Here is a 15436-nt window from a genome sequence, read left to right as displayed (position 1 = left end):
AACAGGGGGTGCCCTCTTGGAAGAGCTGGTCCGTTCCATGGCTGAAGAGCTCCTGGGCCGCGGCGCGGTGGAGGACGAGGTGATCCGGGAGACGGCCGCCCGCCTGGAGGGGCTCGTCGCCCGCCTGCGGGCCTTCGGCGAGGAGGTGCTGGGCGAGACGCTGCCCGCCATCGCCTTCGACCCCGGCCACCCCGCGTACCATGCCGCCCCCGGCCTGCCGGTCGAAACCCTCGAACGCCTGGGCACGGCGGGCGGGACGGGCTACGGGGCGGCCCGCCCGGTGGCTTCGCCTTCCGGGCCGGAAGGCGCCGGGACCGGGTCCACCCGCGAGGCAGCAGGCGGGGACCGGGCACGTTCCACCCGGGCCGCCGGGTCCTGGGCGGCCCCCGGCCGGCGGGTCATGGCCGGCGGGCCGTTGGCCGGGGTGAGCGCGGGGGAACTGGTCGAAGCCTTCCGCCGCGGCCGGATGGGGGTCGAGGAGGTCACCCGGGCCGTTCTCGAGCAGGTGGAAACCCTGGACCGGGACCTTCGCGCTTTCGTCACCGTAACGGCCGAACAGGCCCTGGCCACGGCCCGCCGCCGGGATGAGGAGCTGGCCCGCTGGCGGCGCGGCGGGGGTGGGGCAGGGGATGGGGCCGGCGGCGGTCCGGGTCCCCTCTTCGGGGTGCCCGTGGCCCTGAAGGACCTGATCGACCTGGCCGGGGTGCCCACCACGGCCGGCTCCCGGGTCCGGGCCGGCCACGTGGCCCGGGAGAGCGCCACGGTGGTCCGGCGGCTGGAAGCGGCGGGTGCCGTGATCGTCGGCAAGACGGCCACCCACGAGTTCGCCTTCGGTGCCACCACCGACACGCCCTTCCACGGCCCGGTGCACAACCCGTGGAACCTGGAGCACTCGGCGGGGGGGTCCAGCGGCGGCTCCGGTGCGGTGGTGGGGGCGGGCCTGTTGCCCGTGGCCCTGGGCACCGACACCGGCGGCTCCATCCGCATTCCCGCCGCCGCCTGCGGCACCGTGGGGCTCAAGCCCACATACGGCCGGGTGAGCCGGCACGGCACCGTGCCCCTCAGCTGGTCCCTGGACCATACCGGGCCCCTGGCGGGCACCGTGGCCGACGCCGCCCGGGTGCTGGAGGTCCTGGCCGGACCCGATCCCCTGGATCCGGCCACCGTGCCTGCCGCCGCCCAGGGCCTGGTCGAGGCCGCCGCAGCGGGGGCCGCCGGGGACCTGGGGGGCGTGCGGGTGGGCGTGCTGGCCGCCTGGGCCCGCGACCGGATCCACCCGGAGGTCGAACAGGCCTTCGCCGCCGCCCTCGAGCATCTGCAGGCCATGGGGGCCGAGCTGGTGGAGATCGGGGGAACGGGGCCCGGCGAAGCAGACTTTCCCGCCGCCGGGGTGCTGACCCTGGTGAACCGCCTGCTGGCCCTGGCCGAGGGGGGCGCCTACCATGCGGCCACCCTGGCACGGCAGGGCGGGGACTACAGCCGGGAGGTGCGGGTCCGGTTCGAGCTGGGCCAGTTCCTCCTGGCCCGGGACTACCTGCTGGCCCAGCGGCTGCGGACCGAGCTGGCCCGCCGGGCGGCGGCGGTGATGGCGCGCTGCCATGTGCTGGTGGCGCCCACTCTGCCCATCCCGGCGCCGCGGCTGGGGCAGGCCACGTGGCAGCCCGAGGGGGCGGATGCCGAGCCGGTGCCCGAAGCGCTGATCCGGCTGACGGCGCCCTTCAACGTCACGGGCCAGCCGGTGCTGTCGGTGCCGGTGGCCATCGGCCCCAGCGGGCTGCCCCTGGCCATCCAGATCGCGGGCCGGGCCTTCGACGAGGCCACGGTCCTGCGGGTCGGCGCGGCCCTGGAACGGGCCCGGGGCCCCCTGCGGGGGTGAGGGGCGCCGGGAGGACCGGAGCCCCTGGCGACCGGCGGCTGGACCCGACCCGGGGCGTGGCGCCTGCGGCCGGCGGTGGGATGGGGCCCGGCCGTTGCACGCGACCCGTGGGCCAATCCGGCCGCCGGCGGCGGGACGCGCCCGGCGCCGGCCGGCAGGGGGTGGCGCCTCCGCCCGGCAGTGCCCAGCGGTTCCGTTTCATCGCAACCGGCGAGAGGGAGCCCGGAGACCACAGGCGGGGCCGGGACGCTGCGGCGTCCCGGCCCCGCCTGGTTTTGCTTTGCTTGCTTTGCCCTGGAATCCGGCCCCGCTCGTCTTGACGCCCCGGGCGGCGGCCGTTATACTTGGCCGCGGGTCACCATTATTGACACTCATTATCAACAAACCAACCTCCTGCGCAACGCGACCGGAGTGGAGGCGTGCCCGTGAAAGCGGCATCGGCCTTTGAGGTCATCGCAGCCCGCGGCTGGAACCTGCTCAACGAGGGCAAGAGCTTCTACCCGATCTTCAACCTGGGCCTGCTGGCGGTTCTGGTGGCGGCCGACCCGGCCTGGCGCCGGGGCGCCCTGGCGGGGGGCGGGACGGGTCTGGCTTTGGCCCTGCTGGCCAGCCTGCCCCTGGTGCTGGCCTACATCCGCTGGGACTTCCCCCTGCACCTCCGCTGGTTCCTCTGGCCGCCGCTGCTGGCTTTCGGCCTGTTCTTCGGCTGGCCGCCGGCCGCCGCGGTGGTCCTGTCGGCCGGGCTGTACTTCTTCTTCACCGTCATCGTCTGGGGAACGATCTACTACCACCTGCGCACCGGCACGACCCTGTGGAACTTCCTCCGCTTCTGGAAGCTGGTCCTGAAGAACGCCGATTCCACCAGCGGCAACGCCCAGGAGCAGTTGCCCAAGTCCTTCCTCACCCTGGCGGTGTGGCACCACCTGCTGGCAAACCCGGCCACCGCCTCCGCCGCCGCGGCGGGTCCCGTGGAGGACCTTCTACCCGTGTTCCTCTTCGCCCTGGCGGTGGCGGCCTACGGGGCGGTGGTCCACCGGCTGGGCTTCAACTGGCGGCCGGCCGAATACCCCAGCTACGCCCCGGCCCCCCCGCCGCTGCCGCAGCCGTCGCAGCGGGTGGTGGTCATCGTCATCGACGGGTGCCGCAAGGACAAGCTGGAGCGGGCCGAGACCCCCTTCCTGGACTGGCTGGCGGCCCGGGGGACCCGGTTCGACCGGATGGAGACGGTCTATCCTGCCCGGACCGTGGTCTGCTTCAGCTCCATGTTCACCGGCACCTACCCCCGGGAGCACGGCATCACCAGCAACCTGGTGCTGCGGCTGGGGGTGCGGGTCGAGAGCGTCTTCGACGTGCTGGCGCGCCACGGGCGCCGGGGCGTGCTCCTGGGCATCGCCCACCTGATCGACGCCTTCGGCGGGGACGTGCGGGCCATCACCAGCGTGCAGAACGGGGACGAGGTGGACGGCAACATCATGGCCGCGGCCCGGGAGATCCTCCAGCGGGACGACCCGGACCTCCTGATCGTGCAGCTCATCGCCACCGACCAGACGGGCCACGCCCGCGGGGTCCACTACCCGGAGTACCTCCAGCGCATCCGCGAGGCCGACGCCCACATCGAGGCCTTCTTCGCCTGGATGCACCGCCACGGCTACACCCGCGACGCCACCTTCCTGATCTGCGCCGACCACGGCCAGGGCGACGGCATCGGCGGCCACGGCCACCTGGGCGAGGGCGAGCGCTGGGTGCCCTTCTTCCTGGCCGGGGCCAACGTGGCCCGCGGCCGGCGGGTCGACCGCCACCACAGCATCGTGTCGGTGGCCGGCACCCTGATGCACCTGTTGGGCCTGCCCTTGCCCCGCCGCGCCCGGGGGCCCGTCCTGGAAGAGGCCCTGCAGCCCGGTGCGCCCGACCTGACCGGCGACCTGGACCGCTACTTCCACACCGCCGGGGCAGCCGCCAGCGCCGGGGACGAACCGGCAGCGGCCCGGCCGGCGGCCCGCCGCGGCCACGGGACCGGCCTGCGGCCCCGGGCTGCCGCGGGGAGGGGGCGGCGGTGAGGCGGTCGCCGGCGGCGGTCCGGACGGGAGGCGGACCGGGAGGCGGCGGGCCGGTTCGTCCCGGACCCGGGGCCGGGGGACAGGGGTCGCAAGCGCCGCTGGTGGTCGTCTTCCTGCCGGCCCTGAACGAGGCCGAGGCCATCGGCGACGTCCTCCGCCGCATCCCGCGGCCCGCCTGGCCGGGCTGGCGCACCCTGGTGCTGGTCTTGGACGACGGCTCCACCGACGGCACCGCCCAGGTGGCCCGGGCCGCCGGCGCCGATCTGGTGGTCCGGCACCCCCGCAACCGGGGCCTGGGCTACACCGTGCGCCAGGGCTTGCGCCTGGCCTACCGCCTGGGGGCCGACGCCGCCGTGATGATCGATGCCGACGGCGAGTACCCGCCGGAGGCCATCCCCGATGTGCTGGCGCCCATCGCCGCCGGCCGGGCGGACTACGTGCTGGGCTCCCGCTTTCGCGGCCGCATCGAGGGCATGCGCTGGTACCGGCGGCTGGGGAACCATGCCTTCACCCTGCTGCAGGCGCTGATCCTGCGCCGGTGGATCAGCGACGGCCAGACGGGCCTCCGGGCCTTCAGCCGCCCGGTCCTCCGCCGCTGCCGGATCGTCCACGACTACAACTACGCCCAGGTCATGACGCTGAACATCCTGCGCCAGGGCTTCCGGCTGGCGGAGGTGCCCATCGCCTACCGGTTCCGCCGGACGGGCCAATCCTTCATCCGCTTCCGGGACTACGCCCGCCGGGTGCTGCCCGCCATGGTGCGGGAGCTGCGGCTGCCGGTGGAGGGGAGGGCGGAGGGTCCGCCTGCGGGATCCCGCCGGGTGGCGGTGCAGGCGGCCCCGTCCCGGGGACGGGCGGTCGGGGCCCGGGCGGCTCGGGCTCCGGTGGTCGCAGAGGGGCCGCGCACCAGGCCTCCGTCCGGCGGCCGGGCCCCCGGGCCGGCGACGGCGGCCGGGAGGGGTTATGCGGGCTAGCGTTTTCAGCGATCGCGCCGCGGCGGCGTCGGAGCTCGCCGCCTGAGGCGCCTTGGTCAACCGTTGGCCAGCGACAACCCAGGCCGGACGAACCGGCCCCCCAGGGGCCGGTAGGACCGGTTCCCAGAGAGGGTCCCAGAGAGGGCCGAAGGACGGCCCCGAAACGGGCCGGGAGGAACCGGCCGAAAAGGGAGGGTTGCAGGATGGTCGGAGGGATCCAGGCAGGACACTCCCGGCGCCCCCGCGCCGGGCGAGGGTGGGGACGGCGGATCGCCCTGGCGGCGGTCCTCGTGCTGGCGGTGCTGGCCCTGGCCGCATGCGGGCGCGGGGAGGACCGGCCGGGCAGCGTGTCGGTCGACCCCGAGAGCTCGACCCCGTCGGTGTCGGGGACGGGCACCCATAGCGGCAGCGCCTCGGGCACCCACAGCGGCAGCGCTTCCGGGACCCACAGCGGCAGCGGCTCGGGCACCCACAGCGGCAGCGCCACCGGGAGCCATGCCCACGCCGGCGCCGAGGCGGGCCACGTGGAGCCCAAGCCTGCCGGGGCGAGCCAGGTCGACGTCACCCTGAAGGAGTGGGCCATCGAGGTCGAACCGGCCCAGGTCAAGGCCGGCCAGGTCTACTTCCTGGTGACCAACGCGGGCCCCGTGCATCCCCACGAGCTGGTGATCATCCGCTCCGACGCCGAGCCCGAGGAGCTCCCCGTGGTGGAGGGCCGGGTGCCCGAAGACCAGGTGGAGTTCGTCGGTGAGGTGGAGGCCTTTGCCGCGGGCAGCCAGGCTTCCGGGGTGTTCGACCTCGAGCCCGGCCGCTACCTCCTGATCTGCAACATCGTGGAGGGCGAGGGCGAGCACGCCGTCAGCCACTTCGAAGAGGGCATGGTGGCCGAGCTGACCGTGACGCCGTGAGGCCGCCCGGTGGCGGGCGAGATCCCGTGGTCACGAAGGGGATGAGGTGCTTGCGAGCCGCGATGCGACGGGTCCTGGCGCCGGCGGCCCTGCTGGCGCTGGCCGCGTTCGTCCTGTCGGGGTGCGGGTCCCTGGGCGGCGGGGAGACGAAGGAGCTGGTGGTCTACTCCAGCCGGACCCAGAGCCTGGTCCACCCGCTGCTGGAGCAGTTCGCCCGGGAGACGGGCATCGACATCAAGGTCCGTTACGGCAGCACGGCGGAGCTGGTCAACACGATCCTGGAAGAGGGCGACCGCAGCGCGGCCGACGTCCTGTACCTGTCCGACGCCGGCGGCTGGGGGCCCCTGCGGGAGGCCGGCCTGCTGGTGGAGCTGCCCCAGGACGTGCTGGAGAAGGTCGACCCCCGGTTCCGCTCGCCCGACGGCCAGTGGGTCGGCGTCTCGGGCCGGTCCAAGGTGATCGTCTACAACAAGAACAAGATCGACCCCGAGCGCGACCTGCCCGATTCGGTCCTCGACCTGACCGACCCCAAGTGGAAGGGGCGCTTCGGCTGGGCCCCCACCCACGGCGAGTGGCAGATCCTGGTGACCGCCATCCGCCTGACGAAGGGCGAGGAGGCGGCCCGCCAGTGGCTGGAGGGCATGAAGGCCAACGAGCCCAAGGAGTACCCCAACCTGATCAGCATCGTCCGGGCCGTGGCCGACGGCGAGATCGACATCGGGGTCGCCAACCACTACTACGTGCCGCGCCTCATGGAGGAGCTGGGCCCCGACTTCGCCGCCCGCAACTACTTCCTGAAGAACGGTGACCCCGGGGCGGTGATCGACGTGACCGGGGCGGCGATCCTGAAGGCCACCGACAACCGCGAGGCGGCCGAGCGGTTCGTCCGCTTCCTGCTGAGCGAGGAGGCCCAGCGCTACTTCACCCAGGAGACCAAGGAGTACCCGATGATCGCCGGCATCCCCCTGCCGGAAGGGGTCCCGCCCATGGAGGAGCTGGACCCGCCGGCCATCGACCAGAGCGACCTGGGCCAGTTGCGCGAGACCGTCAACCTGCTGCGGGAGACCGGGGTCCTGCCGTAAAGGGCTGCGGCGTTGCCCGCCCGGTGGGCGCGGGGAGAGCCCGGCGTCTCCGGGGAAGGGCCGGGGCCGCCCGCACCAGGGCTTGGCTCAGGATGCGCCCCGATGCGCCCCGGCGACGCACCTCGAGGAAGGAACCAAAGCCAGCGCCCACGGAGCACCCCACGGAAGCGCCCCGGGGGAGGAGGTGGCCGGGATGGCCCGGCGGGCCGTGCTGCTGTTCGTCCTGCTGGCGGTGGTGTACGGGCTGTCGGCGGGCCTGCGGGCCAGCCGGGGGGCGGCCATCACCGGCGACGAGCCCTTCTACCTGCTGACCACCCAGAGCCTGCTGGAGGACGGCGACCTGGACCTGCGGCAGCAGTACCGCCGCCACTCCTACCGGGCCTTCTTCGACCACCCCGACGGGCTGTGGATGCAGTCGGTGCCCACCCCCGACGGCCGCATCCTCAGCCCCCACAACCCGGGGCTGTCGGTCCTCCTCATCCCGGGCTTCGCCCTGGGCGGGCTCCGCGGGGCGCAGCTGGAGCTGCAGCTTCTGGCCGCCCTGACCTTCACCCTGGTGTACGTCTGGGTGGCCCGGGTGACGGGGGAGGCGCGCTGGAGCGCCTGGGCCACCCTGGCGGTGGCCTTGAGCGCCACGCCCTTCGTCTACGCCACGGAGATCTACCCCGAGGTCCCGGCGGCCCTGGTCCTGGTGGGCCTCCTGCTCCTGCTGGAGCGGGCCCAGCCGGCGGCACCAGGCCGCCGAGCGGCCACGCCAGCGGACGAACCGGCGGCGGCCGGACGGGGGCAACCGGCCCCCGCGGGACCGGAGGAACCGGCGGGGGCGGGGCGGGGTGAATCGGCCTCCCCGGAGCCGGGACCGGACGGACCGGCGGGCGCGGGGGCTGGCCGGCCGGCAGCAGCGCCGGCCAGCGGGGGGCGGGGGGAGGTGGCCTGGGGCCTGGCCGTTGCCCTGCTCCTGGCCGTTCTGATGTGGCTTGGCATCAAGTACGCGCCCCTGGCCTTGCCGGTGGCGGCCGTCGCCTTCTGGCGGCTCGGCCGGCGCGGGCGCTGGACCCTGGCCCTGGCCGGCGTCGCCCTGGCCGTGCCCTACGTGGCCTTCCACCTGCTGGTCTTCGGGGCCCTGACGCCCTATTCGGTCAATGTGGTCTGGGCCGGGGCGTCGACCCCGGAGGTGCTGCAGGCCCACGTGACCGACCTGGCCAACCGGTTCTACCGCCTGTGGGGGCTGTTCGTGGACCGGCGCTTCGGCCTGGTGCGGTGGGCCCCGGTGCTGCTCCTGGCCCTGCCGGGTTTGGTGGTCATGGCCCGCCGCCGCGGCACGCCCCGGCTGGCCCTGGTCCTCATCCTGATCCAGCACCTGATGGCGGTGTTCGTCGCCATCACGATGATGGGCTGGTGGTTCCCGGGCCGCACGGTGATGACGGTGCTGCCGCTGTACGTCCTGGGGCTGGCCCTGGTGCTCGAGCGGGGCGGGCGGCGGGCGCGGGCTGCCTTCGTCCCCCTGGCGCTCGGGTCGCTGGCCGTGACGGCGGCCCTGGTGCGGTCGGTGGGGCTGGGGCAGGTGACGGTGGCCGTCGACCCCTTTGCCATGCCCGTGGGCTGTTTCCAGGCCCTGGGCCGGGTCTTCCCGGACTACCGGGCCTGGACCCTCCCCACCACCGTCCTGACGGGCCTCTGGCTGGCGGTGCTGGCGCTCCTGGGCGGGTGGGGCTGGCGCCTCGGCAGGCGGGAACTGGGCGCCTCCAGCGGGCCTGAACCCTGGTCCCCGGCGCGGCGGGCGGGGGCCGCGGCCGGGATGGCGGGTGCCGCGGGTCCCGCGGGCGCAGCGGGCGACGGGGGCGAGGCGGGCGCCGCGGGCGGCGCGGTCGGGGTGGCGGCTACGGCGGGTTCCGCGGGCGCAGCGGGCGAGGCGGGCGCCGCGGGCGCGGCCGGCACGGCGGGGACCGCGGGTGCGGTGGGTGCGGCGGGCGGGGTCGCGGCGGGCGCGCCCCCGGGCGGCCTCCGCGGCCCGGTGAAGGGCCGCGGGACGGGCGCGGGGGTGGCGCAGGTGGCGAAGGGCCTTCGGAAGGCGAAGGGCGTGACGAAGTTCTGAAATAGAGAATTTCTATCAATTCATCCTCCGCCCGTGCTAAAGTGAAGCCGAGGAGGCGACCCCTGGTGGCAGAGGCCCGGTCGACGGCCTGGCTCGAGGAACCGGCCCGGTGTCCCGCCGGCGACGGGGCGGCGGTGGAACCCCGCCGGCCCGGTCCCCGGGGCGAAACGTCTGGCCCGCGCCGACCCGGCATCCCCGTCCGGGATGCCCGGCGTCCCTGGCGCCTCCTCGAGGGGCGGCGGCCTTCCGTTGGGCCGCGGCCGCCCTGGTGGCTCGTCGTGCCCGCCGCCCTGGTGGCGCTGACCATGGTGCTGCCGGTGGCGTACCTGTTCATCCGCACGGCGGGCGCCTGGGACCGGGTGGCGGAGCTCTTGCTGCGGCCGTCCACCTGGGCCACCGCGGCCCGGTCCCTGGGGCTGGTGGCCGCCGTCACCGCCACCGGGATCGGGCTGGCGGTGCCCCTGGCCTGGCTCGTGGTGCGGACGGACCTGCCCGGCCGGCGGTTCTGGTCCGTGGCCACGGTGCTGCCCCTGGCGATCCCCAGTTACGTGGGCAGCTTCCTGTACGTGGTTGCTGCGGGGCCCCACGGCCTGCTGCAACGGCTCCTGGTCCCCCTGGGTGTCCAGCGGCTGCCCGACCTGCACGGGTTCTGGGGCGCCTACCTGGTCATGACCTTGTTCACCTATCCGTACATCCTTTTGCCGGTGCGGGCGGCCCTGGCCCGGCTCGATCCGGCCCTGGAGGAGGCGGCCCTCAGCCTGGGGCGTGGGCGGGCGGCCACCTTCTGGACCGTCATCCTGCCCCAGTTGCGGCCGGCCATCCTGTCGGGAGCGCGGCTGGTGGCCCTGTACACCCTGGCCGAGTTCGGCGCCGTGGCGACCCTGCGCTACGAGACCTTCACCTGGGCCATCTACGTCCAGTACCAGGCGGCCTTCGACCGCGCCACCGCGGGGGGGCTGGCCCTGGTGCTGGTGGCCGCCGCCCTGGGCATCCTGGGCCTCGACGCGCTGCTGCGGGAGCGCTGGCGCTATCACCGGGACACGCCGGGGACGCCGCGGCCGCCGGCGCCGGTGCCCCTGGGCCCGTGGCGCGGGCCGGCCCTGGTCTTCTGCGGGGCCGTGGTCCTGCTGGCCCTCGGCATCCCCCTGGGGGTGCTGGCCTACTGGGCCGTGCGCGGCGCCCTGGAGGGCAGCTGGTGGGAACTCCTGGGCCCGGCCACCCTCAACTCCCTCGGGGTGGCCGCCCTGGCCGCCGCCGGCACGGTGGCCGCCGCCCTGCCGGTGGCCATCCTGGGAGCGCGCTACCCGGGCTTCTGGAGCGGGGTGGTGGAGCGGGCCAGCTACGTGGGCTTCGCCATCCCGGGCATCGTCATCGCCCTGGCCATGGTCTTCTTCGGGGTCCGCTTCCTCGGGCCCCTGTACCAGACGGTGGCCCTGCTGGTGGCCGCTTACGGGATCGTCTTCCTGCCCACGGCCCTGGGCCCCCTGCGGGCCTCCTGGCTGCAGGTGGACCCCAAGCTGGAGGAGGTCGCCCGCACCCTGGGCCGCCGGCCCTGGCAGGTCCTGCGCGAGGTGACCTTGCCCCTGGTGCGCCCGGGGCTTCTGGCCGGGGCGGGCATGGTCTTCCTGGTGACGTTGAAGGAATTGCCCTTGACCCTGATCTTGAGCCCGGCGGGATTCAGCACCCTGGCCACCTCGGTCTGGAACTCCATCTCCGAGGCCTTCTTCGGCCAGGCGGCGGTCAAGTCGCTGCTGCTGGTGGCGGCCTCGGCCGCCTCCGTGATGCTGATCCTCCGCCGCGAGGGGGAGTGGGAGGCGTGAAGGACACCTCGACGCCGGTCATCCGCTGCCGCGGGCTGGTCAAGCGCTTCGGCGCCACCGAGGCGGTGGCCGGCCTGGACCTGGACGTGGACCGGGGCGAGGTCCTGGTCCTGGTGGGGCCCAGCGGGTGCGGCAAGACGACGACCCTGCGCCTGATCGCGGGCTTCGAGACCCCCGATGCCGGCCGCATCGAGCTGGCCGGGCGGACGGTGGCCGGCGCCGGGCGGCCCGTTCCTCCCGAGGCGCGCCGCGTCGGCCTGGTCTTCCAGGAGTACGCCCTCTTCCCCCATCTGACGGTGGTGGAGAACATCGCCTTCGGCCTGCCCCGGGGGCCGGAACGCTGGCGCCGGGTGCGGGAGATGGTCGAACTGGTGCGCTTAGAGGGCCTGGAGGACCGCTACCCCCACGAGCTCTCGGGCGGGCAGCAGCAGCGGGTCGCCCTGGCCCGGGCCCTGGCCCCGCGACCGGCCATCCTCCTCCTGGATGAGCCCTTTTCCAACCTGGACGCCGACCTGCGCCGGCAGGTGCGGGAAGAGGTGCGGGACATCCTGCGCCGCACCGGCAGCACGGCCATCCTGGTCACCCACGACCGGCGGGAAGCCCTGAACCTGGGCGACCGGGTCGCCGTGATGCACCGGGGCCGGATCGAGCAGGTGGGGACGCCCGAGGCGATCTACTACACGCCCCGGACGCCCTTCGTCGCCGAGTTCATGGGGCCCGCCACCCTGCTGGAGGGCCGGGTCGAGCCCGGCGGCATCGCCACCGAGCTGGGGTTCTTCCGCCAGGGGGTCGGCCTCGCCCCCGGCGCGCGGGTGCGGGTGCTGATCCGCCCAGACGACGTCACGCTGCAACCTCTGGGCGCCGCGGGTCCGGCGGGCTCCGGCGGGTCGGGTGCCACCGGCGCCACCGGGGTCATCGCCGGCCGCGAGCGCAAGGACGGCTACTACCAGTACCGGGTGCGCCTGGACAGCGGCACCGTGGTGGGCAGCGAGCTGGTCCACGTCCACGACTATCCCGTAGGTACGCGGGTGCGGGTGACCGTGGACCCCGGCCATCCCCTGCACTGGTTCCCCGCGGCGGACGAACCGGCCCCCTCCCGAGAGCCGGCCGCCGCCGGAGCGCCTGCTCCCGAAGCCGGCGCGCCCGAGGGGACGCCGCGGCCACGGGCAGGGCGGCCGGCAGCGCCCGTCGCGGCAGGGTTGGCCGGGGGGCGGCCACGGGGGGAGCGGCCATGAGCATGCGGCTTCTCATCACCGGCGGCGCCGGCTTCATCGGCTCCCACCTGGCCGAGCTGGCCCTGCTGCAGGGGGCCTACGTGGTGATCCTGGACAGCCTGGCCGCCAACTACGACCCGGCCCTCAAACAGGCCAACCTGGAGCTGGTCCGGCTGCGGGCCAGCCGGGCGGCCGGGGCGTTCCGGTTCGTCCGGGGGGACGTGCGTAACGGCGAGCTTCTGGACCGCCTCTTCGCCCGCCACCGGTTCACCCACGTCGCCCACCTGGCGGCCCTGCCGGGAGTCCGCCCGTCGCTGGCCGAGCCGCGGCGGTACCTGGAGGCCAACGTCGGCGGCACCGTGGCCCTGTTCGAGGCGATCCGGCGCTACGGCGGCCCCGTCCAGCGGGTCGTGGTGGCCTCGTCGTCGTCGGTGTACGGCGCCCAGCCCGGCCCCTGGCGGGAGGATCTGCCGCCGGCGCCCCTGTCGCCCTACGCCGCCTCCAAGGCGGCGGCCGAGCAGTACGCCCTGACCTACCAGCGGCTGCTGGGCATCGGCGTGACGTGCCTGCGGTTCTTCACCGTGTACGGGCCCCGGCAGCGGCCCGACATGGCCATCGCCCGGTTCACCGCCCGGGCCCTGGCGGGCCAGCCGATCCCCGTCTTCGGCGATATCCGCAGCCGGCGGGACTACACCGAGGTGGGCGACGTGGTGCGCGGCACCTGGGCGGCCCTCCAGGAGCCTGCCGAAGCCGGGTACCAGGTCTACAACCTGGGCAGCGGCCGGCCCGTGACCTTGCAGGAACTGATCGCCGCCCTGGGGCGGGTGCTCCACCGGCCCATCGCCCTGGACCTGCAGCCGCCGGCGCCCGGCGATGCGCCGGCCACCTGGGCCGACATCCGCCGGGCCCAGGAGCGTCTGGGCTACGCGCCACGGGTGTCGCTGGAACAGGGCCTGGCCCGCTACGTGGCCTGGGTGCGGTGGAACCTGCCGGCCGGCCGCACCAGCCCGGGGCTGGGGCGGGGCTGGGGCCGGCGGCGCCGGCCCCGGGGCCTGGAGGGCCGGGAGTCGGGCGGCGGCGGATGACGGCCGCCGCCCGCGGGCGGGCCGAGCAGGTCGAAGACCGATGCGGTTCACGCAGTACAGCCGGTGAAAAGGGCCGCGGGGCAGGACGGGCGACGTCCTGCCCCGCGGCCGTTCTGCGCACCCGTTGGATCAGAGCCAGAGGGACGCCACGATGGGCGCGATCAAGAGGGCCACGATGTTGATGATCTTGATCATCGGGTTGATGGCCGGACCCGCCGTGTCCTTGTACGGGTCGCCCACGGTGTCGCCCGTGACCGCGGCCGCATGGGCTTCCGTGCCCTTGCCGCCGTAGTGGCCCATCTCGATGTACTTCTTGGCGTTGTCCCACGAGCCGCCGCCGTTGGTCATCTGGATGGCGATGAACAGCCCCGTCACGATGGAGCCGACGATCAGGCCGCCCAGGGCCTTGGGCCCCAGGGCCAGGCCCACCACGATGGGGCCCAGCACGGGGATCAGCCCGGGCAGCACCATCTCGCGCAGCGCCGCCCGGGTGACGATGTCCACGGCGCGGCTGTAGTCGGGCTTGGCCTTGCGTTCCATGATGCCGGGGATCTCCCGGAACTGGCGCCGGACCTCCTCCACCACGTCGAAGGCCGCCCGGCCCACGGCCTCCATGCTCATGGAGGCGAACAGGAAGGGCAGCACGCCGCCGATGAGAAGGCCCGCCAGCACGTAGGGGTCGCCCAGGTCGAAGGTCAGGGCCTGGGCGCCGGCCTTGCCCAGCTCCTCCACGTAGGAAGCGAAGAGGACCAGGGCCGCCAGTCCCGCCGAACCGATGGCGTAGCCCTTGGTCACCGCCTTCGTGGTGTTGCCCACGGCGTCCAGCTGGTCGGTGACCTCGCGCACCGAGTCCTCCAGGTCGGCCATCTCCGCCAGGCCGCCGGCGTTGTCGGTGATGGGCCCGTAGGCGTCCATGGTGACGATGATGCCGGTCAGGGACAGCATCGCCATGGCGGCGATGGCCACGCCGTAGAGCCCGGCCAGGTTGTAGGCCAGCAGGATCGCCACGGCGATCACCAGGGCGGGGACCGCCGTCGAGCGCATGCCCACGGCCAGGCCGGCGATGATGTTGGTGGCGTGGCCGGTCTGGGACGCATGGGCGATGTTCTGCACCGGCCGGTAGTTGGCCGAGGTGTAGTACTCGGTGATGATGATCATCGCCACGGTGACGCCCAGGCCGATCAGCGAGGCGTAGAACAGGCTCATGTCGAGCCCCAGCCACCGGGTGACGGCGAAGAAGCCCACCGTGCCGATCAGGCCGCTGGCCAGGGCGCCCTGGTACAGGGCCCGCATGATGCCCCCGGGCCGCGCCGGCGGCGTGGCCAGCACGCCGACGATGGAGCTGACGATGCCCACGGCGCCGACCAGCAGCGGGAAGTAGACGAACCGGGCGTCGCCGGCGAACTGGGGGGTCAGCAGGCCCAGCAGGATGGCGGCCACCGCCGTCACGGCGTAGGTCTCGAAAAGGTCCGCCGCCATGCCGGCGTCATCGCCCACGTTGTCGCCCACGTTGTCGGCGATGACCGCGGGGTTGCGCGGGTCGTCCTCCGGGATGCCGGCCTCCACCTTGCCCACCAGGTCAGCGCCGACGTCGGCGGCCTTGGTGTAGATGCCGCCGCCCAGGCGGGCGAAGACGGAGATCAGGCTGGCGCCGAAGCCGAAGCCCACCAGGGCCGAGTTGTTCTCGGCGCCCGTCAGCCACACCAGGGCCGTCACGCCCAGCAGGCCCAGGCCCACCACCATCAGGCCCGTGACGGCGCCGCCCTGGACCGCGACGCGGAAGGCAGCCGCCAGGCCCTTGCGGGCCGCCATGGCCGTGCGCATGTTGGCGCGCACCGCCACGTTCATCCCGATGTAACCGGCCGCCGCCGACAGCACCGCGCCGACGACGAACCAGATGGCGGTGGTGAGGCCGAGCCCAGGCGCCACGGCCAGCACCACGAAGAGGACCAGGGCCACCAGGGCCAGGGTCCGGTACTGGCGATTCAAGTACGCCGTGGCGCCGGCCTGGATGTGCCCGCCGATGTCGGCCACCGCCGGGTTCTCCACCGGCAGCCGGGTGATGCGGGTGGCAAAGAAGAGTCCGGTGAGGAGCGACAGCAGGCTCCCGGCCAGCGGGATCCAAAGGTAGCTATTCATGGGCGTTGCCCCGCTGCGAGGCGGGTCCCTCCTTTCTTCTCCCGACAAATGCTGACGGTCCGATGAACATGATAAAAGTGTTGGAGGAACCGGACCAGTCCTTGCATGAAAAGTGGCCTCCGGCAGTCTGTGCCGGCGCGGGCGGCCCCATGCGGGCCGCGGCCGCGGAAGGGACGGCCGGTGCCG

General features: G+C 74.3%; 10 protein-coding genes. 9 read left to right on the top strand and 1 reads right to left on the bottom strand.

What is annotated here, in order from left to right:
• Positions 1 to 16 precede the first annotated feature (16 nt).
• The 9 genes from ACYQ02_RS00580 (at position 17) to ACYQ02_RS00540 (ending at position 13111) form a co-directional block, all read left to right on the top strand.
• The gene (locus ACYQ02_RS00580; protein ID WP_460038492.1) at positions 17 to 1876 is read left to right on the top strand and encodes an amidase; all 1860 of its coding nucleotides are present in this window, start codon (positions 17 to 19) and stop codon (positions 1874 to 1876) included.
• A gap of 425 nt (positions 1877 to 2301) precedes the next feature.
• The gene (locus tag ACYQ02_RS00575) at positions 2302 to 3933 is read left to right on the top strand and encodes an alkaline phosphatase family protein (protein WP_460038491.1); all 1632 of its coding nucleotides are present in this window, start codon (positions 2302 to 2304) and stop codon (positions 3931 to 3933) included.
• On the top strand, positions 3930 to 4907 hold the full coding sequence (locus tag ACYQ02_RS00570; RefSeq protein ID WP_460038490.1) for a glycosyltransferase family 2 protein: 978 nt from the start codon (positions 3930 to 3932) through the stop codon (positions 4905 to 4907). The genes ACYQ02_RS00575 and ACYQ02_RS00570 overlap by 4 nt, the downstream gene beginning before the upstream one ends.
• Positions 4908 to 5110: 203 nt before the next feature.
• Positions 5111 to 5815: a hypothetical protein gene (locus tag ACYQ02_RS00565; RefSeq protein ID WP_460038489.1), complete on the top strand. Its 705-nt coding sequence runs from the start codon at positions 5111 to 5113 to the stop codon at positions 5813 to 5815.
• 62 nt (positions 5816 to 5877) lie between these two features.
• Positions 5878 to 6897, top strand: coding sequence for an iron ABC transporter substrate-binding protein (locus ACYQ02_RS00560; RefSeq protein WP_460038488.1), 1020 nt, complete (start codon positions 5878 to 5880; stop codon positions 6895 to 6897).
• Between the two features lie 193 nt (positions 6898 to 7090).
• Positions 7091 to 8992, top strand: a complete 1902-nt coding sequence (locus ACYQ02_RS00555; RefSeq protein WP_460038487.1) for a hypothetical protein — start codon at positions 7091 to 7093, stop codon at positions 8990 to 8992.
• Between the two features lie 65 nt (positions 8993 to 9057).
• Positions 9058 to 10812, top strand: coding sequence for an ABC transporter permease (locus tag ACYQ02_RS00550; protein ID WP_460038486.1), 1755 nt, complete (start codon positions 9058 to 9060; stop codon positions 10810 to 10812).
• Positions 10809 to 12047: an ABC transporter ATP-binding protein gene (locus ACYQ02_RS00545; protein WP_460038485.1), complete on the top strand. Its 1239-nt coding sequence runs from the start codon at positions 10809 to 10811 to the stop codon at positions 12045 to 12047. Before ACYQ02_RS00550 ends, ACYQ02_RS00545 begins: the two co-directional genes overlap by 4 nt.
• A complete protein-coding gene (locus ACYQ02_RS00540; protein WP_460038484.1) occupies positions 12044 to 13111 on the top strand; it encodes a GDP-mannose 4,6-dehydratase in 1068 nt (355 codons plus the stop codon). The genes ACYQ02_RS00545 and ACYQ02_RS00540 overlap by 4 nt, the downstream gene beginning before the upstream one ends.
• Before the next feature lie 129 nt (positions 13112 to 13240).
• Here the strand turns inward: ACYQ02_RS00540 and ACYQ02_RS00535 are convergent, their stop codons facing one another.
• Positions 13241 to 15250, bottom strand: coding sequence for a sodium-translocating pyrophosphatase (locus ACYQ02_RS00535; RefSeq protein WP_460038483.1), 2010 nt, complete (start codon positions 15248 to 15250; stop codon positions 13241 to 13243).
• Between the last annotated feature and the right edge of the window lie 186 nt (positions 15251 to 15436).

Source organism: Thermaerobacter litoralis (genome assembly GCF_054654595.1).
The sequence above is the reverse complement of the archived record's forward strand: the minus strand, read 5'-3'. Positions and strand labels throughout refer to the sequence as shown.